General features: G+C 44.8%; 24 protein-coding genes. 14 read left to right on the forward strand and 10 right to left on the reverse strand.

The window, feature by feature from the left end; all coding sequences use genetic code 11:
* Positions 1-9: 9 nt before the first annotated feature.
* Together LZT22_RS09240 and LZT22_RS09245 are read right to left on the reverse strand one after the other, a co-directional pair.
* Complete coding sequence (locus tag LZT22_RS09240) at positions 10-756, reverse strand: hypothetical protein (RefSeq protein WP_233924862.1); 747 nt, start codon at positions 754-756, stop codon at positions 10-12.
* A 51-nt stretch (positions 757-807) separates the two neighbouring features.
* Positions 808-2,064 carry an MFS transporter gene (locus LZT22_RS09245; protein WP_233924863.1) on the reverse strand — a complete coding sequence of 419 codons (1,257 nt, stop codon included), beginning with the start codon at positions 2,062-2,064 and terminating at the stop codon, positions 808-810.
* A 98-nt stretch (positions 2,065-2,162) separates the two neighbouring features.
* Here LZT22_RS09245 and LZT22_RS09250 point away from each other — a divergent pair, with 98 nt between their 5' ends.
* Genes LZT22_RS09250 through LZT22_RS09260 form a run of 3 tightly spaced genes read left to right on the forward strand, consistent with a single transcriptional unit; the run spans position 2,163 to position 2,754 of the window.
* The gene (locus tag LZT22_RS09250; RefSeq protein ID WP_233924864.1) at positions 2,163-2,402 is read left to right on the forward strand and encodes a hypothetical protein; all 240 of its coding nucleotides are present in this window, start codon (positions 2,163-2,165) and stop codon (positions 2,400-2,402) included.
* A gap of 20 nt (positions 2,403-2,422) precedes the next feature.
* The gene (locus LZT22_RS09255) at positions 2,423-2,605 is read left to right on the forward strand and encodes a hypothetical protein (protein ID WP_233924865.1); all 183 of its coding nucleotides are present in this window, start codon (positions 2,423-2,425) and stop codon (positions 2,603-2,605) included.
* Positions 2,602-2,754, forward strand: coding sequence for a hypothetical protein (locus LZT22_RS09260; RefSeq protein ID WP_233924866.1), 153 nt, complete (start codon positions 2,602-2,604; stop codon positions 2,752-2,754). Before LZT22_RS09255 ends, LZT22_RS09260 begins: the two co-directional genes overlap by 4 nt.
* Before the next feature lie 15 nt (positions 2,755-2,769).
* Here LZT22_RS09260 and LZT22_RS09265 read toward each other — a convergent pair whose 3' ends face one another.
* Complete coding sequence (locus LZT22_RS09265) at positions 2,770-3,369, reverse strand: isoprenylcysteine carboxylmethyltransferase family protein (protein WP_233924867.1); 600 nt, start codon at positions 3,367-3,369, stop codon at positions 2,770-2,772.
* Between the two features lie 127 nt (positions 3,370-3,496).
* Between LZT22_RS09265 and LZT22_RS09270 the strand changes: the two genes are divergently transcribed.
* Positions 3,497-3,844: an FKBP-type peptidyl-prolyl cis-trans isomerase gene (locus tag LZT22_RS09270; RefSeq protein WP_233924995.1), complete on the forward strand. Its 348-nt coding sequence runs from the start codon at positions 3,497-3,499 to the stop codon at positions 3,842-3,844.
* 36 nt (positions 3,845-3,880) lie between these two features.
* Here LZT22_RS09270 and LZT22_RS09275 read toward each other — a convergent pair whose 3' ends face one another.
* Positions 3,881-5,035: an iron-containing alcohol dehydrogenase gene (locus LZT22_RS09275; protein WP_233924868.1), complete on the reverse strand. Its 1,155-nt coding sequence runs from the start codon at positions 5,033-5,035 to the stop codon at positions 3,881-3,883.
* Positions 5,036-5,165: 130 nt separating this feature from the next.
* Here LZT22_RS09275 and LZT22_RS09280 point away from each other — a divergent pair, with 130 nt between their 5' ends.
* The gene (locus tag LZT22_RS09280; protein ID WP_233924869.1) at positions 5,166-6,461 is read left to right on the forward strand and encodes a Rieske 2Fe-2S domain-containing protein; all 1,296 of its coding nucleotides are present in this window, start codon (positions 5,166-5,168) and stop codon (positions 6,459-6,461) included.
* A complete protein-coding gene (locus LZT22_RS09285) occupies positions 6,461-7,426 on the forward strand; it encodes a tripartite tricarboxylate transporter substrate binding protein (RefSeq protein ID WP_233924870.1) in 966 nt (321 codons plus the stop codon). Before LZT22_RS09280 ends, LZT22_RS09285 begins: the two co-directional genes overlap by 1 nt.
* 12 nt (positions 7,427-7,438) lie before the next feature.
* Here LZT22_RS09285 and LZT22_RS09290 read toward each other — a convergent pair whose 3' ends face one another.
* Positions 7,439-8,068 carry an LON peptidase substrate-binding domain-containing protein gene (locus tag LZT22_RS09290; RefSeq protein ID WP_233924871.1) on the reverse strand — a complete coding sequence of 210 codons (630 nt, stop codon included), beginning with the start codon at positions 8,066-8,068 and terminating at the stop codon, positions 7,439-7,441.
* Between the two features lie 147 nt (positions 8,069-8,215).
* On the opposite strand from LZT22_RS09290, the gene egtD reads away from it, so the two are divergent.
* The 3 genes from egtD to LZT22_RS09305 are packed head-to-tail and all read left to right on the forward strand — an operon-like array spanning position 8,216 to position 11,642.
* Entirely contained in the window at positions 8,216-9,160 is a 945-nt protein-coding gene (egtD, locus tag LZT22_RS09295; RefSeq protein WP_233924872.1) for an L-histidine N(alpha)-methyltransferase, read from the forward strand.
* Positions 9,161-9,162: 2 nt separating this feature from the next.
* Positions 9,163-10,494, forward strand: coding sequence for an ergothioneine biosynthesis protein EgtB (gene egtB, locus LZT22_RS09300; protein ID WP_233924873.1), 1,332 nt, complete (start codon positions 9,163-9,165; stop codon positions 10,492-10,494).
* Positions 10,495-10,505: 11 nt separating this feature from the next.
* Complete coding sequence (locus LZT22_RS09305; protein ID WP_233924874.1) at positions 10,506-11,642, forward strand: MalY/PatB family protein; 1,137 nt, start codon at positions 10,506-10,508, stop codon at positions 11,640-11,642.
* On the opposite strand, the gene LZT22_RS09310 is transcribed toward LZT22_RS09305, so the two are convergent.
* Positions 11,639-12,058, reverse strand: a complete 420-nt coding sequence (locus LZT22_RS09310; RefSeq protein WP_233924875.1) for a carboxypeptidase regulatory-like domain-containing protein — start codon at positions 12,056-12,058, stop codon at positions 11,639-11,641. The two genes, LZT22_RS09305 and LZT22_RS09310, sit on opposite strands and share 4 nt — an antisense overlap.
* 63 nt (positions 12,059-12,121) lie before the next feature.
* Between LZT22_RS09310 and LZT22_RS09315 the strand changes: the two genes are divergently transcribed.
* Positions 12,122-13,033 carry an NAD(P)H-hydrate dehydratase gene (locus tag LZT22_RS09315; protein WP_233924876.1) on the forward strand — a complete coding sequence of 304 codons (912 nt, stop codon included), beginning with the start codon at positions 12,122-12,124 and terminating at the stop codon, positions 13,031-13,033.
* Positions 13,034-13,127: 94 nt separating this feature from the next.
* Positions 13,128-13,532, forward strand: coding sequence for a translational machinery protein (locus LZT22_RS09320; protein WP_233924877.1), 405 nt, complete (start codon positions 13,128-13,130; stop codon positions 13,530-13,532).
* Positions 13,533-13,540: 8 nt separating this feature from the next.
* Here LZT22_RS09320 and LZT22_RS09325 read toward each other — a convergent pair whose 3' ends face one another.
* Entirely contained in the window at positions 13,541-14,446 is a 906-nt protein-coding gene (locus tag LZT22_RS09325; protein WP_233924878.1) for a fumarylacetoacetate hydrolase family protein, read from the reverse strand.
* A gap of 83 nt (positions 14,447-14,529) precedes the next feature.
* On the opposite strand from LZT22_RS09325, the gene LZT22_RS09330 reads away from it, so the two are divergent.
* On the forward strand, positions 14,530-15,549 hold the full coding sequence (locus tag LZT22_RS09330; RefSeq protein WP_370635211.1) for a Bug family tripartite tricarboxylate transporter substrate binding protein: 1,020 nt from the start codon (positions 14,530-14,532) through the stop codon (positions 15,547-15,549).
* 45 nt (positions 15,550-15,594) lie between these two features.
* Here the strand turns inward: LZT22_RS09330 and LZT22_RS09335 are convergent, their stop codons facing one another.
* Entirely contained in the window at positions 15,595-16,191 is a 597-nt protein-coding gene (locus LZT22_RS09335; RefSeq protein WP_233924879.1) for a lipocalin family protein, read from the reverse strand.
* 56 nt (positions 16,192-16,247) lie between these two features.
* On the opposite strand from LZT22_RS09335, the gene LZT22_RS09340 reads away from it, so the two are divergent.
* Both LZT22_RS09340 and LZT22_RS09345 read left to right on the forward strand, forming a co-directional pair.
* On the forward strand, positions 16,248-18,044 hold the full coding sequence (locus LZT22_RS09340; RefSeq protein ID WP_233924881.1) for an ABC transporter transmembrane domain-containing protein: 1,797 nt from the start codon (positions 16,248-16,250) through the stop codon (positions 18,042-18,044).
* Positions 18,045-18,069: 25 nt separating this feature from the next.
* On the forward strand, positions 18,070-18,366 hold the full coding sequence (locus tag LZT22_RS09345) for a hypothetical protein (protein WP_233924883.1): 297 nt from the start codon (positions 18,070-18,072) through the stop codon (positions 18,364-18,366).
* 53 nt (positions 18,367-18,419) lie between these two features.
* Here LZT22_RS09345 and LZT22_RS09350 read toward each other — a convergent pair whose 3' ends face one another.
* Entirely contained in the window at positions 18,420-19,415 is a 996-nt protein-coding gene (locus LZT22_RS09350) for a tripartite tricarboxylate transporter substrate binding protein (protein ID WP_233924885.1), read from the reverse strand.
* The gene (locus tag LZT22_RS09355) at positions 19,416-20,471 is read right to left on the reverse strand and encodes an Ldh family oxidoreductase (protein WP_233924887.1); all 1,056 of its coding nucleotides are present in this window, start codon (positions 20,469-20,471) and stop codon (positions 19,416-19,418) included.
* Between the last annotated feature and the right edge of the window lie 19 nt (positions 20,472-20,490).

A 20,490-nucleotide genomic window follows, 5' to 3' on the forward strand; every position in this document is an offset into this window, starting at 1 on the left:
TTAAATAGGTTATTGACGTTGATACGAGTTATAAAAATTATCCTGAATCACATAAGCCTTACCCTGCGCCTGCAAGACCATATCTTGGGAAAGCGTTTTAACTGCATATGTCCAGCCATCGGGTAACTTAAGGCGCGTGGCTAATTGCGCCAAATCGTTCATGGACAAGTTAGGGTCAGCAATTTGTGAATACGATTGCATAATATAAGTCTGTCCTTGGGGTGAAGTTAGTTGGTAAATTAGCGTACCACTCTTGTAAATAAACGCTGTTTTGCGGTTTACCACATTCGGCACAAAAAATTGGGTGCCTGCTAATTGCCGCTTTATACCCACATCCAAAGTTGCCCGTAAACTCATTTCAATTCCGCCAAAATTCTCAATGACATCTTGGGCTGTTTTGCCAGCAGCTTTAATCTCATCCATAGTCCAGTAACGCGGGCCATTCAGACGCACAAATGAGGCATCATTTTTTTTCTCAACTTCTTTAACGTCGAGTGCTTTCCATAATGCTTCAGGACATTCGTTAAGACCCTGGGTATTAAATACTTTTATCGTCAAGGTGCCTAAATGACGCTTACCATACAGCACTTCACAATAGCGTTTATTACGCAATCCTGATATCGATTTACTGTACTGATTTTCTGAGGGAGGCGCATTTACCTCGCTAACTTGCTTTTCTGCTGCGGATGCGGCGAGGGGAGTAAATAACTGAGCGAAGAAAATAAGGCTTAAAACACCGATATTAGTAATTGTCATCTTGAGATAGTTAAATAAAAAAAGTGGGTTTGCTTAAAATAGGCCAAAAAATTAGCTGGGCGGTTGATTTGCAGGTGCTCGATACGGATGAATTTTACCGACAAGCCAAAAAGTTAGCAAACCGCACAGCACTGCGCCATAGCCAACCCTGTTGTAATGCTCAATTTGTCCGCTTGGGCTAATAGTAATAACCATTCCGGCTATTACCGATGCAATTCCTGAGCCTAGCATTTGTACCGAGCCAATTAAGCTCATAAAGGTGCCCCTGTTTTTGGGCTCAATCACCTGACTCACCATAGCCATTGCTGGAATCATGCGCCCTGAAACTAAGATAAAAAATGCGGTGGAATTAATGAGTACCAACCAAATGGGTACGGGGACTAAATTCGTGGTGACAATAATCGGTACCAAACTCAATATTGCTAAGGCGCGAAAAGTACGCTTTTTACCGTAACGGTCAGCTAAAGACCCAATATAACGCGAGCTCAATAAAGATGCGATACCGCCAAACAGATAAACCAAGGAAATATAAGCATCAGGTACGCCTACATTCATGGTGAAGTAGAGCGCGATATAAGGAATGACAGAAAATCCTGTCAACATAATCAAGGCCATAAAACAAAAAGCAATCAGGTGATCGCGCTGTACCACTAAGCGATAAATTTGTCGAAAGCGATTCCCATCAGCCTTATGGGCCAAATGACCTGCAATTGAGGGGATAAATTGATAGCCCAGCCAAAAAATAAGGCTGGCTAAAAGCGCGATAAAAATAAATGGGGCGCGCCAACCTAAAAAAGAAATATGGTTAGCTAAAAATAAACTTAGGGGAACACCCGCAACGGTTGAGACCGAAAATGCCGCCATGACTGTGCCAATTGCTTTACCTCGGCGCTCAAATGGAATCACATCAGCCACAATGGTTTGCACTAGTGAACCCAAGATGCCGCCAAAAACACCAGCTAAGGCACGCGCGAGAAACAATGTTTCATATGATGTAGCTAGGCCACAAGCTAAGGTAGCTAGGGTAAAGGCAATATAGAGACTTAGCAATAGCTTGCGCCGCTCGAAGCGATCAATATAGTATGTAGCAAATACGCCGGCGATGGCAGCAGCAAATGTATAAGAGGAGATAAGTAAGCCAAATTGATGGGTATTAATTTGGAAAGCACTAATAAATTGAGGCCCTAAAGGCATCATGATCATAAAATCCAGAATATGAGTAAACTGAATTCCTGCCAGCGCAAATAGAAAATAGCGTTCGCTTTTTTTACTACCACCTAAATATTGCAGCACTGAATTGGGGCTCAAGGAAATTTCCGCGAATTGATGTCTAAAATGAGGATTTACTTAATAATACTTAGATCTTATGTATTATTTATTCAGGCTCAATTATCCCGTATCCCATAATGATCAAACACATAATTCAATGGACTTTATTAACTTTAGGGCTTTTTCTCATTTTCTTTGGATTATTAACGTGTGTATTTGTAATGTTAGGTCTGTATGAGTTTGAATTATTTAATTTTCGCCTATCCTCAGGGGTGCGCGTGATTAGCGAATTGTCGATTGCCGGCTGTTTACTATTAGCAATGAGTTTTGGTATAGATGATTATTTTAATGAGCCCATTAAGATCGGCTCTAAATAAGATTTTAACTAAGGAGATATATGTTTAAAAAATCGGATTTTTTTATCTTGCTTGCAGTGGTTATTTCATTTATAACTTCGGCCTACCTATGGTTTGTGGTTGGCGATAAAGATCAGGCCATCTTTACCTCTCTCTGGGTACCTTCCATTTTTGGCTTTGCTATTTATTTCAAAGTTTCGGCTTTATTGAGCAGAAAATCATGAGTAACACTGTCCTACTCATTATTTCTATTTTTGTCTTTTGTCTACTTGTGACAGGTTTACTACTGATGGTGCGAGAATTTATGGGAATGATGGAGGAAGCCTCTCCTGAAGTAAAGCATTGGCTCGACACTAGCAACGACAAAAAATAGAAGCGATCTGGCTGCTTAGTATATTAGTGGCAAAAGCTTGCGAACGTGTTTTTGATAATCTGAATATTCAGGAAAAGTAGTAACTAACCACTGCTCTTCTTTTCTCGATTTGATGTCAAAGAATATAAAAATCAAGCCTACATAAGCAAGGGTTAGTTCGCCCTGGGTAATTAAAAACCAAGCAAAAGAAAGCATAATGACCCCAAAATAAATCGGATGCCGGACCAACCGATACAATCCCCTTCTCACGAATTTAGCCCCCGGTTTTGGCCCAGGGAGTGGGGTCAGGTTGCTGCCCAACTGAAATGCGGCCACCCCAGAAAAAATGATGCTCGTAGTAAATAAGATCCAGCCTAGCCAAAATAGCCAATGACTGATTGAGCCCGTCCATATTTTTTCACCGCTCAAACTACTAGGGCCAAAGAATAGTAAAACTAATAATAAAGCTTGGATAAGGACATAGAGCGCTCCGCGCGCAAATATAGAGGGTGGACTTGGCGGGTTTGGTTTACTATCCATAACAAGATCCTCTTTTAAGCATGCCTCAATGGTATGCGCATTCAGAATATAATAAATCGGATGTTTAATGTTTCTTTTTAAAAGACCTAGCGCCATGAAAATGAATCTTCCCAACACCTTATTATTTGTTTGTACTGCATTAAGCTGCTTACTAATAGTAGCGCCGAATGTGCTGGCACAATCGGCAAACCCTTCTCAACCCCCTGCTGCAAAGGTAACTAAAGTGACTGAATTGAAAAAAATTGATGTTGTTGTCGGCACGGGTGCCGATGCCACCTCCGGCTCTAATGTGTCGGTACATTACACCGGCTGGCTATACGATCCCAGCGCGCCCAATAATAAGGGCAAGAAATTTGATAGTTCTTTAGACCGTGGTCAACCTTTCGGCTTTCCTCTCGGCGGTGGTCGTGTGATTCGTGGTTGGGATGAAGGTGTTGCCGGCATGAAAGTGGGCGGCAAACGCACTTTAATTATTCCACCCGAAATGGGCTATGGCGCTAGTGGGGCGGGCGGCGTCATTCCACCAAATGCCACCCTACTGTTTGACGTTGAATTATTGGGCGTGAAATAAATTTATTCTTTAAATCTTATCAAAGTGTTTAACTGCTTAATAAGCGCTTTGATATAAGCTCAACGCATCTGCAAATTGCACATCACGCGGATTATTAATCAGTAAACGCTGCACATTCATCGCATCGCGTGCGAGCATTTCTAATTCGTGTTCTTTAACACCCACTTCGCGCAAACGCTGTGCATAAGGCATGGTAATGACATGCGCTGCAATCGCTTCAATAAAATCAACTGCGGCTAATTCATCACTAACAGAATTTAACTCAGGCAAAATAGCGCGGCCTAGCTCAGCATATAAGGACTCAGCCGCAGGTAAATTAAATTTCAATACAGGCAACAAGACCAAAGAATTGGTTAAGCCATGCGGTAATTGATAGTGACCACCTAATGGGTAAGCAAGGGCATGTACCGCGCCTACTGGCGCATTGGCAAAAGCCATTCCCGCCAATAGCGAACCTAAGAGCATGTTTTCCCGAACTTGCGCATCTTTGCCGTCACTCACTGCCTCGGGTAAGTTGGCATAAAGTAACTGTAAGGCCTTAATCGCCAATGCATCGGATAAAGCATTCTTCTTAGATCGAGATGTGAAAGCTTCAATCGCATGAACCATTGCGTCAACGCCCGTCATTGCAGTAATTACTGGGGGTAAACCTAAAGTAAGCAAGCTATCCAGTACGGCAACATCGGGATAAAGTAATGGCGAAACTACGCCTTTTTTCTCATGACTTGGTGTAGTCAGAATAGCAATTGGGGTTACTTCTGAACCCGTTCCTGCCGTGGTTGGCACTTGAATGAGGGGCAAGCGGGGTCCACGCGCCAAACCAATGCCATAAATCGTGGGTAATTCTTGCGGTGTTTTTGCCAACAGCGCAACCAATTTAGCGGTATCGAGTGAACTACCGCCACCAAAACCAATGACGCCGTCAGCATGAACAAGTGCTGCAGCTTTAACAGCTGCCTGCACACTCACCTCAGGTGGGTCAGCGAGCACATCCGAAAATACCGTGACCTTCACCCCGGCTTCACTTAATGAAGTTAAAGCGCCATCGATTAAGCCAGCCTTCATCAAGCCAATATCAGTCACCAAAAATACCTGGCTCATGCCTAAGCCGCGAGCTATTTCACCAAGACGCTTTGCGGCGCCCTGCTCACAAATGATTTTTGGGGTGGTTTCAAAGGTAAATTGAGGCATATTGCTATTTTATTACACCTCCCCCCAAAAGCAGCATAACTGCGCCTTTTGGAGCAAAAGCTTTACCTCATTCAGAAGCTCGTTAGAATAGGAAAAAAGTCGTTTATTCAAATGAGGTAATGAGACCACCATGCTTTCTGCTGCTGACAACGAATTATTGGTTCGCACTAATCAAAATACGCCTCTGGGGGAATATTTTCGGCACTTCTGGCAGCCTGTTGCCTTAAGCGAGGAAATACCTCTACCTGATTGTGCCCCAATACGGGTTACTGTCATGGGTGAAGAGTTACTGTTATTTCGTAACTCAGCTGGCAAAGTAGGTTTAATTGATCGTTACTGCGCGCATCGCGGTGCTGACCTCTTTTTTGGGCGTAATGAAGAATGCGGAATTCGCTGCATTTATCACGGCTGGAAATATGATACCGATGGTAAGTGCATCGAGATGCCAAATGTACCTCCAGGTGCGGCCTACCATGACACGATTCAAATTAAAGCCTATCCAACCCAAGAATTTGCCGATATGGTATGGGCCTATATGGGGCCAGCAGAATCCATGCCCGCACTCGTCCCACAATTAGAAGTTGGCTTAGTGCCGTCAGAAAATCGTTATGTAACCAAGCGTTTAATCGAGTGCAATTGGGCTCACTCAATGGAAGGGGCACTCGATACAGCCCATTTTTCTTTCTTACATATGCCGGCCCCCTCACAAATGAATGATGACAACCCCAATGTCGCTGCCGATGTGAAGCGCTTACGCTGGCTACGCAATGACCCAACACCGCGCTTTACTTTTGTTGACCATGAAGTTGGCTTTGTCATCGGCGGTGCCCGCCATGCCGATGAGGATGAACACTATTGGCGCTTAACGCAATATTTATTACCGAATCATTCCATCACGCCATCGTCAATGCCAAATGAAATTTATTATGGCTATAGCTGGACACCAATTACCGATGAGGCGTGCTGGATGTATGTCTATGCTTGGCATCCTGAGCGGGCTATTACTGCAGAGGAGCGTACCCGTTTTGACCAAGGTGGATATGGCCAATTTGCCGCCCTCGGACCTGGCTACTTACCCTTAAGAAATCGCAGTAATAATTATTTATTAAGTCGAGAAGAACAGCGCACTGAATCTTTTACTGGCATTCGGGGCATTGCCGAACAAGATCAAATGGCACAAGAAAGCCAGGGCTATATTCTTGATCGCACCAAAGAACATTTAACCCCTACTGATGTTGGCATTGTGCGCTTTCGTAAACTGATTTTAGATGAAGTGAAGGCACTGAGTGCGGGCAATACCCCAAAAGCAGCACACTTAGGACAAGCCTATCGTACTCGGGGTGGTGGTGCTTTAACTGCAGATCAATTGCAGTTAGAAGAAGTCATGATAGAACGCTTTGGAACCAAAACAGGAGTAGTTAACTAATGAAGAATGCAAGAAATCTATTAGCCGCGCTATTGATATTTTTTAGCTTTAATGCTGGCGCGCAAAATACGGCTAAGCCAATTAATTTCATTATCCCCTTTTCAGCGGGTAGCGCTAGCGATGTAATTACGCGTATTTTGCTCGAACAAGTGACGACGAATACGGGTCAACGTTTTGTTTTTGATAATAAGCCAGCTGCTGGCGGCAATATAGGAACTGCAGCAATCGCTCGCGCAGAGCCTGATGGATTTACCATGGGCACCAGTACTTCGGGCCCTTTGGCGATCAATAAAATTCTGTATCCTGATTTAAGTTACGATCCAGAAAAAGATTTTCAACCGATTGCGCTCATTGCCATCCTACCTAATGTGGTCGTTGCTAGCTCAACACTCAATATCAATACCCTTGCCGAACTGAATGACTATTTACGCAAAAACCCTGATGTCGCATATGGCTCGGTAGGCAATGGTAGCTCGCAACATCTAGCGGGTGCTTATTACGAACAATTACTGGGGGTGAAAATGACCCATATTCCTTATCGCGTTACCGCTAACCTAGTGACAGATTTAGTCGCTGGTCGAGCACCCGTCAGTTTTCAATTACTACCAAATGTGGTTGGGCAAATTAAGGCAGGAAATATTAAACCCCTAGCCGTAGCATCCAATAAACGCTTAGCGGCACTCCCTAATGTTCCTACTGCGGCCGAGGCAGGTGTTAAAGGCTATGAATCTGCCGCATGGTTTGCCATTGTTGCTCCTAAAGGCACACCTAAAGCTGTAGTTGATCGCCTCAATAAAGATATTGTCAAAGCCAGCGCCGATCCCAATGTGAGAGCACGCTTTACTGAACTCGGCGCTGAACCACAAGCAAGCTCACCTGAGGAATTGCAACGCTATATTAATTCTGAAATTAAGAAATGGACTGATATTATTAAAAAAGGGGGTATTACTTTAGAGAAAAGTTAAGGCCCAAAAAATTTATCGCACACCTTCCTGCTCTAAAAAGTCATTTACTAAATCCAGTCTCAGGCGCGGATTTTCTTGTAATAAAAGCTGTTGTTTTTGCAACGGTGTTAATGGTAATAACTCCGCCCAGCGATTCGCAACCCAACCGCATTCATCCAAGCGAAAGGGTTGCTTAAAAGGCATTTCCTCTTGAGGCACACCCTGCTCTTGTAAGGCACGAATGACTTTTCCCAAAGTAGCTGCACTGGCAGTCAATTCCGCTGGAATTGGCATGATGGCATCATCTCCCATCAGTTCAACAGTGGCCATGACTAAGCCATTAGACTGGACTGTGCTTTCTAAAATACGAAAACGCCTTTGTCCTTCGCATTGAATCAAATAGAGCGCTGGCTGCAAAGCATCAAAATGCATAATTTTTGCCAAAGTACCAATCGGCATTAATTGCACTGCTTGGTTTGGCGTGCGCACCTCAGAACCTGCAGCAATAGTGGCAATGCCAAAGCAAGAATTCTCCTTAAAGCACTTCTTCACCATATCCAGATAACGTACCTCAAAAATCTTTAAGGGTAAAACGCCCCCCGGAAAGAGGGTGGTTCCCAATGGAAACAAGGGGATGGCTTGAGTAAGAGTGGCTTGTGGCATAAGGAAGAATTCAATATGGATAAAGAACTTAAGCACAATCATAGTGCTAAATAAGCTTATTTGCAGATACCCATACACTCTGTCGGCTTCACACGCAATTCATCGAGTTCAGGTATAAAGAAGTGCCCTACCTCAAGTGAAATTGCTGTGCCAATCTCTTTTATTGAAACACTCTCGCCCCAAGCTACTACCCTTCATCAAGAAGCTGAATTAGGCATTTTAAGTACTCCCGCGAGTTTGCCGCCGAAGTTCTTTTATGACAATCTAGGTTCGCGCTTGTTTGAAGCTATTACCTATCTCCCAGAATATTACTTAACTGCGACCGAAGAAATCATTTTTAACCAATTTGGTGCAGAAATTCAAGCACACATCGGTGCCAAACCTTTACTCATTGATTTGGGAGCTGGCAATTGCCAAAAAGCGGCGCGTTTCTTTAGTTTGCTCAAGCCCAATCTCTATGTCGCGATCGATTTTTCGATTGCTTATCTTAGAACCATCTTATCTCACCTACAAAGTCAATATCCCACGATCCCGATGATGGGAATAGGGATGGATTTTTCTCAGCAATTGCGCTTACCGCCAGAAGTTCCCCAAACGCCTCGTACCTTCTTTTATCCCGGCTCTAGTTTAGGGAACTTTTTACCAACTGAAGCCTTGCAACTACTCAAGCAAATCCGTCAAGAATCTTTGGGTGGCGGTCTGCTACTTGGTATCGATTTATTCAAATCAGCGAGCATCCTCGAGCCCGCTTACAACGACCCACTTTTAGTAACAGCGGCTTTTAACCTCAATATTTTGCGCAACGTGAATCAATTGCTAGGGTCCAATTTTGAAGTGGCTAAATTTAAGCATCACATCGAGATTAATGCTGAGCTGATGCGCGTCGAACTCTATTTGGAGGCATTAGAAGCTACTACAGTGCAATGGCAAGGAAAAGAGCGTTATTTTAAAAAGGGGGAACGAATTCATACGGAAAACTCCCATAAATATTCTCTAAACTCCATCCAAAAGTTATTAACTGCTGCAGGATTTGATAAGATGAAAGTGTGGACTGATCCGCAACAATATTACGCCGTAATTTATGCCACCTAAACATGTCAAACAAAATTAATCCTGCCACCTTGAATGAACAAGTAAATTTGCAGACTGAGTTTATGCAAACGCGGCAGCAATCGCTTGATCTTGTTGCTCACTTAAGCGCCGAAGATTGTCAGGCTCAATCAATGCCAGATGCCAGCCCAGCTAAATGGCATTTAGCTCACACGACTTGGTTTTTTGAGACCATGGTCTTGCAGTATTTTGAAAATAATTTCGCTCCTTGGCGTAAGGAATTCGCCGTCTTGTTTAATAGTTATTACAACGCCGTTGGCGATAAGCATCCCCGACCAGATCGTGGCTTATTAACCCGCCCAACTTTAGACGAAGTGATTGCTTGGCGCCAGCACGTAGATGCACGTATGCAGAAACTATTAGCCGATGAGATCACAACTGAATTAGCGTGGATTACTGAACTCGGTATCCATCATGAACAACAGCATCAAGAATTACTATTAACCGATATTCACCATTTATTTTCAACTAATTCGCTGCTGCCGAGTTACTTACCAGAGCAAATTCGTCCTACTGAAGCTGCTGGCGTCCATCATTGGATGCGCGGGCCCCAACAAGAGCACAACTTATTTAAGCTCGGGTTTAATACCGCGGCCACGGGCTTTCATTTTGATAACGAAGCACCGCAGCATACAGTCTACCTTGCGCCCTACTCACTCGATAGTCAACTCATTACCAATCGTCAATGGCTTGAGTTCATTCGTGCAGGCGGTTATCAAGAGCATCAATGGTGGCTAGACGCGGGCTGGGCCTGGATTAATCAAGAAAAAATTCAGGCGCCAATGTATTGGAGGCCAATTAATACTGCACAAGGTATTGCTGCAGAATATGCTGAATTTACTTTGCGTGGTAATGCCCCGCTTAATCTCGCAGCACCGGTTAGCCATATTAGTTACTTTGAAGCCGAGGCTTTTGCTCGCTGGTTGGGCACATCCCATGCAGAATATCGTGGTGCACGCTTGCCGACCGAATTTGAGTGGGAGGCATTTGCACTCAATCAAGCGGGTAATGTAATTCCTGGAAGTAGCCATTTGCTTGAAAGTCACGATCTCGTACCAATGCCTTCAGCAAACCAGACTCTTTATGGGGATGTCTGGCAATGGACTTCGAGTAACTATGGTCCGTATCCCGGATTTCAACCGTGGGATGGCATCGCAGGAGAATACAACGGCAAATTTATGGTTAACCAAATGGTGCTCAAAGGTGGCTCTTGCCTAACGCCTCGATCGCATATTCGCCCCAGTTATCGTAATTTCTTTCCTGCCCATACGCGCTGGCAAATGACCGGATTGCGTTTGGCTCGTGACGCTAGTTAAGCTAATTAAATATGGTATTTAATTTTGATGCGCCCATCAATCGGCGCAAGACGGATTCCATTCGCTGGGATGCAAACCCCCAAGATGTGATTCCACTCTGGGTGGCTGATATGGACTTTGCTTGCCCGCCTTGTGTTGTAGATGCTCTTTCGGCCCGCGTGCAACACGGTGTATTCGGCTACACGCACTCACCTAGGACTTTGCCAGAAGCTATTGCTAACTATTTACAAGTGCATTACAAGTGGGAAGTTGATCCCAGTTGGATTGTCTTTCTCCCCAATGTTGTATCGGGTTTGCATACTGCGGTACGGCAACTAACTACACCCAATCAACATGTATTAATTCCTCGGCCTGTTTATCACCACTTGCGCTTAGCCTGTACCCAAGCCCCACGCGACTTTACTGAACTCCCTTTAGCTTTGGAAGCAAATCGCTGGGTCTTGCCATTCGCTCAGCTTGACGAGTTTGCTAAGCCGGGTACGCGCTTATTACTCTTATGTAATCCACAAAATCCAGGGGGCACCGTTTTTACGCGCGCTGAATTAAGTCAAATCGCTGATTTTTGTTTAGCTAAGGATATTCTGATTTGCGCTGATGAAATTCATGCAGGTTTAGTACTCGATGACAATAAGCGCCATATTCCCATTGCCAGTTTGAGTAAAGCCATTTCAATGAATACCGTTACCTTAATGTCCTTGAATAAAACCTTTAATTTCCCGGGTGCTGGCTTAGCTTGGGCGGTAGCGGAAAATCCACTAATACGTAAAGCCATGCAGACTGATCTTCATAGCACAATCGCTGATCCATCCTTATTTAGTTATGTTGCTACGCAGGCAGCGCTTGACGAAGGTGAACCATGGAGAAAAGCACTGATTCAGTATCTACGAGAAAATCGCAATCTAGTTGAAACCCGCATCAATGCAAGCAATATCCTGCACTTTGCTCATAGCGAAGCGAGCTATTTAGCGTGGATTGATTGCAGCAAACTCGGGTTAGCTAAACCACAGGATTTATTTTTACAGCACGGCGTACATCTTTCGCCCGGGTCCCAATTTAATGAGCCCAAATTTGTCCGCCTCAACTTTGGCACTCAAAGAGCGTTACTAAATCAAGCTCTCGACCGCATGGAATTAGCAATCCGCAATTAAGAAGGACTTTTCCAAGTAATAACGATGCGCTGAGGCATGTCTTTCGCAATCACCAAAGTACGATTTTGAGCCACGCCATTATAAGAAGCCGCAATTGAATAAGAGCCTGGTGGAAGTTTTACTAACATGAGCGGCCCATCGCAGACCGTCTCGAGTAGAGGTGCATTTTTTGCATCACTAATGACAACTTTAACGCCCGCAACCCAAGCTGGTTTTGCTTGACCATCCGCTTGCGAAAACTCAAGTAATAAAGGCCATTGTTTAGCTTCAGCCTGCATCGCCTTAGATACGTCTGAACCAATTCCGCCAGTAATAAAACGAATACCATTAATAGTACGGGCATCTGGTAGCTGAGCCAAACAAGCGAAAGTAGCAAAATAAAGCACTAAAAAAATAATTCGGTGATGAATACGCATTATTTGCTCCTACAATTAATAGGCTTTCAGTATAAGACCTTTAAGTCTATTCTATTACCTTAAATGATCAAAAAACCCCTTCCCAGCCCCGTCAATCAGCGCAAGCTCACTGTGCCTGAGTTGAATCGCTTGGCCAAAAAATTGTTACGACAAGCAGATGAACATAAAGGAAACGCTGGTAAGGTTTTACTTATTGGTGGCGACGCCGGTAAAGCAGGTGCCATTATTTTGGCTGGCCTTGGTGCACTTTATAGTGGCGCAGGTTGGACACACATCGCTATGCTGGACTCTGCCTCGGCCCATCTGATCGATTCTTACCCAGAATTAATGCTCGTAGACGCCATGCGTTTTTCTCCCAAGCAAATTCTAGGTAATATCAATCCAGATGTAATTGCAATTGGTCCGGGTTTGGGTTTTAGCAAAACTGCAAAAAATTATCTCCGCCAAGCACTCAGTAGCAGCCAAATTCTAATTTTAGATGCTGATGCACTGCAGCTCTTAGCAAATAATACGGGGTTGATGAGTGCTCTAAAGGCAAGGTCTTTTCCTGCCATCATCACACCGCATGCCGGTGAAGCTGCGGCACTCTTACAAACTGATGCCGCAAGTATTCAAGCTAATCGCCCGCATGCTTTGCTTGACTTAATTAAGCTGACGAATGCAATTGTGGTGCTGAAGGGTCAACATACATTAATTGGTTCACCAACGCAAAAAACGCTAGTTTGTCCCTACGGTAATCCAGGCATGGCGACAGCAGGCATGGGCGATGTGCTCACAGGTTGTGTAGCTGCACTGACTGCGCAAGGAATTCAGCATGACCTGAATGCTTGGGGTGCAACTATCCTGGCAGTTTATTTACATGCCTTAGCAGGCGATTCCCTAGCTAAGAAGGGCATTGGGCCCATCGGCATGACCGCCTCTGAGTTGAGCCAAGAAATTCGCGCTGTGCTAAATACAGTAATAAGTCAAAAATGACTCAGTAAGCCCATATAATGAGGCGAGAGGAATATGGGCTTAGATTAATTAGCGCATATGCCATTTTCAGTTGTTATCGTATCAAGGAGCAGTAATGTCATTTAATCATGTCGTCGTTTGGATTGACCATCAAGAAGCCCATATCATTCGTTTTGATGCTGAAGCAAGTGAAAATCAAATCATTTCTACTCACTCTAAGCACCTCCACTTGCACCATAAAAAAGGGGCTTCAGGTAGCGGCCACGCGGCACTCGATTCAGGATATTTACACGCGGTAATTACGGCAATTAAAGATGCCAAAGAAATTTTAATTATCGGCCCAGGCTCTGCAAAACTAGAATTATTTAAGCACGCAAACCAACATGATCCGCAGGTAGCAAAAAATATTTTAGGCGTAGAGACTGTCGATCACCCAAGTGATGCGCAAGTATTAGCTTACGGCAGAAAATATTTTATTAAAGCCGATAACATGCTCGGTGATTCTAAAATTAAACATTAAGCTTTCTACTAACCCATTACCAATGGGTTTTCTAGTACGCCAACCCCACCAATCTCTAGTTTCACAATATCGCCCGGCGCTAAATACTTGGGGGGTTTAAAACCTAAACCTACCCCGGCTGGTGTGCCAGTTGCAATGATGTCACCTGGATACAAAGTAATCCCCGCGGAAATGGTCTCAATGAGCTTGGGAATATTGAAAATTAAATCTTTTGAATTAGAACTTTGCCGTAATTCTTGGTTAACCCAACATTTAACTGAGATATCGTTAACATCTAGCTCATCGGCTGTCACTACCCAAGGCCCCATCGGGCAAAAAGTATCAAAGCTTTTTCCTAAGAACCATTGCTTATGCCGTTGTTGCCAATCGCGTGCGGTCACATCATTAATTGCGGTATACGCCCAAACATGTTGCATTGCATTGGCTTGACTAATGCCTTTACCACCTTTGCCAATAATCACCGTTAACTCAACCTCGTAATCAACAGCATTTGAAACTTGTTGCGGAATCACAATATTTGCTCCTGGACCGATCACCGACTCAGGGGGTTTAGTAAAAATAATCGGGTCCTTCGGAATTTCATCGCCTGGCTTTGACGTGCTGCTATCAAAGCCGCTAGTCCCAAACTCTTTTGCATGCTCAAAATAATTTTTACCAACACAAAAAATATTACGCCGCGGCCTTGGAATTGGGGCCAACAACTGGATTGCACTGAGGCTGTGAGTAGTAGTAGTAGCTGGCAAAGGCTGCTTGGCCAATTGCAGATTTAAAAGCGTTAGAACTCCGGCTTCAGTCAGATTAGTAGATACGCCGTATTCAGCAATATTGTCTTGCTCAGTGGACACTAAACCTACCCGCACGCGCTCGATTTCAGCGGGTGTGCCATGACGCAAACGGAATGCAGCAAATTTCATGAAACTCATCTCCTCAAACGATTTTATTCACCTGCAAATGATTGTAGTAGGATATGAATTCCTTCATTCGAGTAAATAAAAATATGAGACAAGCTCACCCTCTTTCGGGTTTACCCCAACCCTGTATTTTAGTCTTGAGTACCATGCTGGGTTTATTGACTATGCTCTCCGGCCTTTTAATCAGCGCGGCTCATGCGCAAGAGGCGTGGCCTACTCGTCCTCTGACGATGGTCGTACCTTTCCCACCTGGGGGAGTGGCTGATACCGTAGCCCGCCCAGTAGCTGAAGCGCTGTCGCGTAGCTTAGGCCAAGCAGTAATTATTGAAAACAAAGTGGGCGCTGGGGGTGGGGTTGGAATGGCGGCAGTCGCCAAATCAAAGCCGGATGGCTACACCATGTTGATGGCGCTATCCTCAATTTCCATTATTCCTGAAGCCGATAAAATTTTAGGGAAAACGCCCTCATTTCAACTAAATCAATTAAAGCCGATTGCCCGCTTCACCGCCGATCCAACTGTTTTAGTGGTGCGGAGTGACGGCCCATGGAAAACCTATAAGCAATTTTTGGATGCCATGAAAGCATCCCCAGGTAAATATAATTTTGGCTCATCAGGAAATTACGGCACCATGCACGTTCCCATGGAAATGCTGAAAGCCAATGAAAAATTTTATATGGTGCATATTCCCTATACTGGAGCAGGCCCTGCAATTGTGGCCTTACTGGGTGGTCAAGTTGATGCCTTGGCAACGGGGCCATCTTCGGTGGTGCAATACATCAAAGCTGGAAAATTACGACCTCTAGCGCACTGGGGCAATGTGCGCCTAGTGAGCTTGCCTGATGTGCCCAGCTTTAAAGAGCTGGGGGTGCCGATTGAATTTGCCCAGTGGTCAGGCTTATTTGTGCCCAGCAATACTCCGGATGCGATTGTGAATAAATTGCGCGAAGCTGCCAAGCTAGCTGCAAATGATGAAAAAGTGAAAGAAATTATTGGTAATTCTGGTAGCCCGGTAATGTACCTCGATGCGCCCGAGTTCAAGACTTACTGGGATAAAGATGCGGGAGACCTAGCTATCTCAGTGAAAAAAATTGGTAAGGTCGAGTAACAGCGAATTTAACGCAAGCACTCAATTCGAATTCGCTCATGCAGTTTAGTCTTGCGGCGTGAGACTCAATTGACTTAAATCAAATTGCTGTGTGACGAGTCGTTGTAATAAATCATCATAGGATTTTTGATTGACCTTTGGCGTGCGCGATAAGATCCATAAATACTCGCGCCGCGGATCACTTACCGCAGCCAATTGATACTGTGGATCAAGATCAATCACCCAATAATCACCCCACACAAAGGGCAAAATTGCTAACCAGTCAGGAGCAAAACGGACCTCTAATTTAGGGGAAGTAGCGCCGCCAATTTGCCTCGCGGTGCCAATTGCTTGGGCCATTTCACCACCCTCAACTTTGCACCGATTCGTTACCTTTACATTGCCATCTTCTTTTAATTGGTAGTTTGCATTCGTGCCAGAAAGGCATTTCCGCTGAAACCAATTAGGAAATTTTGCGATCTCATACCAAGTACCCAAATAACGAGCAACGTCAATTGACGGTATGGTTTTAACCGGTTGTAGCTCGGCAGCCGGGTTAGCCTGAGCATTAGCTTGCGCGGTCGCTGGTGCACTAATCTGCAGCAACGCAGTACAGATTAATGCTTGGCATACCAGAACGCTCATTTTTAATTTTATCAACATATATTCATCACCTACAATACTTGATCAATCTAAATAGTGTAAAAGTATCATCATATATGAGTAAAAAGCCTGTAAAGATCAGTAGCATTCGCCATTGGCTCAAAGACTATCAAGTGATTCGCCAATATCGTCTGCAATGGATTTTAGCCATTATCTTTGTGTTTGTTGCTGCAGGCGCTACCCTAGCGGTACCCATCGCCTTTCGGCAATTAATTGATACTGGCTTAACTAGCCAAGCGGTTCACCGTGAATTTATTTACCTCCTAATCATCGCTGTAGTCTTAGCGCTTGGCACAGCCGCGCGCTTCTACTTTATGTCGTGGCTTGGCGAACGCGTTGTGGCCGATATGCGTGAGCGGGTTTTTCAAAATGTCCTTCGGCAAAGCCCGAGTTATTTTGAAACCTTACAAAGCGGTGAAGTGTTATCACGCCTAACTAGCGATACCACCCTAATTCAAACTTTAGTTGGCACGAGTATTTCCTTAGCCTTACGCAGTTCAGTCATGGCAATTGGTGGAATTGGCATGATGTTAGCTACCAGCCCTTGGTTAGCAGGCATGATGGTAGGTCTTTTATTGTTTACTGTGTTGCCACTGTGGGCTTTTGGCCGTCGCGTGCGCAAGATGTCGCGGGCTAGTCAAGATAAAGTTGCCGACGCCAGTGCGATTGCCGGTGAAATCCTCAGTGCCATGCCTACTGTACAAGCCTTTGTACGCGAACCGTATGAGCAAAAGCGCTATCGCACTGCGGTTGAATTGGCCTTTACCGTTGCTAAAGAACGCATCAAAGTACGCTCAATGCTTACTGCCTTAGCGATTACGCTTGCATTTTCAGTCATCGTTTTTGTCTTGTGGGTCGGAGCCTTACAGGTTGGTACGGGACAAATTACGATTGGCCAATTAACCCAATTTGTTTTATACGCAGCCTTAGTATCAGGTTCAATTGGCGCTTTGTCTGAGGTTTGGGGCGACTTACAACGCGCATCTGGCGCAACTGAGCGACTCGTTGAACTAATCCAAGCGAAACCCGCAATCGCCTTTGATCATCATGGTATTGATGACTCAGCTAATCGGCTTAAGCAACAAATGGATAAGATTGGGGCTTTAGCCGCCACGCAAACTGAGGCCATACAGTTTGCCAACGTATCTTTTTCTTATCCATCGCGCCCTACATTTTTGGCCTTAGATCATTTAAATCTCACCATTCCTAAGGGTCAAAGCTATGCCTTAGTAGGGCCATCTGGCGCAGGCAAAAGTACTATTTTCTCCCTGCTATTACGTTTTTATGAGCCGCAAAGTGGCGCTATCAATATTTTTGGCCGCACACTAGAACAGTGGCCCATCGACGAGTTACGCCATCTGATTGGCATTGTTCCGCAAGAGCCTTTAATTTTTGCTAATAGCGCACTTGAAAATATTCGCTATGGTCGTCTAAATGCTACCGATGATGAAGTGATTGCTGCTGCCAAAATGGCATATGCCGATGAATTTATTTCTGCACTACCGGAGGGTTATCACAGCTTTTTAGGTGAACGCGGTGTACGCTTATCGGGTGGACAAAAACAGCGTATTTCAATTGCCCGAGCCATTTTAAAAAATCCTTTCATCCTTTTATTGGATGAAGCGACTGCTTCACTCGATGCCGAATCGGAACGTGCCGTGCAAAAAGCCTTGAATGCGCTCCTGCCCGGAAAAACTGCTTTAATTATTGCGCATCGCTTAGCTACCGTATTACGTGCAGATCGCATTATTGTTTTGGATGAAGGCCGCATTGTTGAGGAAGGTACCCATGCCGAGTTGCTTGAAAAAAATGGCCTCTATGCGCGCCTCGCAAAATTACAATTCACGGCTTAAGCATAGATACTATTAAAATATTAGAATGCATCCCATCAAAACTTCTCATCTACTACCGCTCTTGTTGCTCTTAATCGCTCTTACTACGAGCGTTATTTTCAGCGCCTGTGGAACCTCAAAAAGTAATTTCAGAGCTGTGCAAACGTCCGATGGACGAGTCGGCGTTCAAACCGTAGTTACCGCAAATGATGAAGAAGTGATGGCAGTAGCCATTGAGGAATGTAAAAAGTTGGGTAAAAAGGGCGCGGCTATTTCTGAGGTACGGACAACCTTAAATGACCGCTTTCCAGTGATGCACACCTATACCTGCACCACATATTAAAGTCCTGTAGCCAATCAAAACCCCTATAGCAAAACAAATTCGACGTGCGCGTTTCATTCAAGCTTAATATTGGTTTTTTCCATAACTTGCTTCCACCGTGCAATTTCTGAAAAATACAGTTCACTAAATTGGGCTTGATTCATTGGGGCAATTTGTACGCCAGCTTTATTTAAACGTGCCTTCGTCTCAGGGTCTTCAAGCAATTTTAAAATCGTAGTGCTGAGTAAACTCATGATTTCCTTGGGTGTACCTGCAGGGACAAAAACACCCTGCCATAAGGTCATGTCATAAGCTCGTACCCCCGCTTCAATCATCGTTGGCAACTCAGGGGCGCCACTAAAGCGCTGTTTACTGGTTACCGCCAAAGCACGTAACTTATCGCCTTTATATAAAGGGAGGCCCACTGGCATCCCGGCAAAATAGAAATCAATTTGCCCACCTAAAACATCGGTAGCCGCAGGTGACCCGCCTTTGTAGGGCACATGAATGGCCTGTAAGCCAGTCATTGCTAAAAATAGTTCGCCCGCCATGTGATCCGAGTTGCCAATACCCGATGAAGCAAAGCTTAGTTTGCCAGGCTTGCTTTTTAGTAGGGCTACTAATTCAGCAACATTCTTTGCTTGAAATTCTTTATTCACTACCAAGATATGAGGAGTTGCAGTAACCCCAACCACGGGAATTAAATCTTTCATGCCGTTAAAGGCTAATTTTGGGTTTGTAGCCACATTGATGGCTAAACCATTTTGGGCAAATAAAATCGTATATCCATCGGGTGCACTTTTGGCTACCGCATCTGCTGCCAAACTACCGCCAGCACCCCCACGATTTTCAATCACTACAGTTTGTTTTAGCGCGATACTTAAATCTTGGGCAATAATGCGTCCAATAATGTCAGTTGAACTTCCCGGTGCATAACCCACCAGCACTTTAATAGGCTTATCGGGATAGGCAGCAAATACGGGTTGCATTAATCCAGCCAATAAGAAAAAGCTGCCAAGTAAAATCGAACGTGCGCCAAATGGAATCCTGCACCATTGTTGAAGTGTCATCTACTGCTCCTTAAGTAAAAGAGGTACGCCATGTTCAATGGCTAATGCATCTAAAGTTTTAAATAGTTCTAATGATAGGGGAATACCGTCGCGCTGTCGTTGTTCAGTTGTGCGCGCGGCACCCTCCCCTGGCACACGTATTCCAGCTCCACCTGGAATAGGAGTCGATTGCTGTATATCACGCACAACTTGATTGACCCTTTCAATAAATGCTTCAGGGTCACCAAAAGCCGAGGGGTCTAGAGCAATGACAGCTTGGCCTGTGTTGGTAGCGCTAGCTTGCTGGGCATTGAAATCGATGGTCTCTTTACCTACCGCAGCACCGTTTAAACTCCCCGCTAATAACCCAATCATCAGTGCTAAGCCGTACCCTTTGTATTCGCCAATTGGTAAAAGCGAACCTTCGCTAGCGCGCTTCGGATCGGTAATGGGTTTACCGCTTCGATCTATCATCCAAGTATCGGGCATCAACTCCCCCCTTTGCGCGGCTAATTTAACCTTACCATAGGCGGCAATGGTTGTTGCCATATCTAATAAGACAATGGGCTGCTTGCCCGCAGGTATTGCGATTGCAAGGGGATTAGTGGAGAGCAACAAATCAATTCCGCCCCACGGGGCCATATGATTTGCGTTGCCCACTGCCATATAAATTCCGATGAGACCCTGCTCAGCAAGCATCCGCACATATACTGCTGCTGCGCCAGCGTGGTTACCATGATGACTACCAATCCAAGCTACACCAAACTGCTTCGCTTTTACTTGAGCTAGCTCAACCGCCCGTGCCATTACCAAATGACCCAGCGCATTATCGCCATTTAATAGCGCAGTGGCGCCGAAATCTTTTTCAACTTGCATCTTGGGATGCAAATTAACGCCACCCGCTTGAATTCGCTTCACATATGAAGGTAAGCGAAATAAGCCATGACCATCGGCGCCTGCTAAATCAGACTGCAACATGAGATGCGCAACTCTCGCCGCATCATCGGGCGGTACGCCTACCGCCCTAAAAATATCGCTTATGAAACCTTGTGCGGTGGCTAAGGAAATGTACTGCATCTTCAGTGGTATCAAATCT

The sequence above is a fragment of the Polynucleobacter sp. IMCC 29146 genome (assembly GCF_021395195.1).
GTDB lineage: Bacteria > Pseudomonadota > Gammaproteobacteria > Burkholderiales > Burkholderiaceae > Polynucleobacter.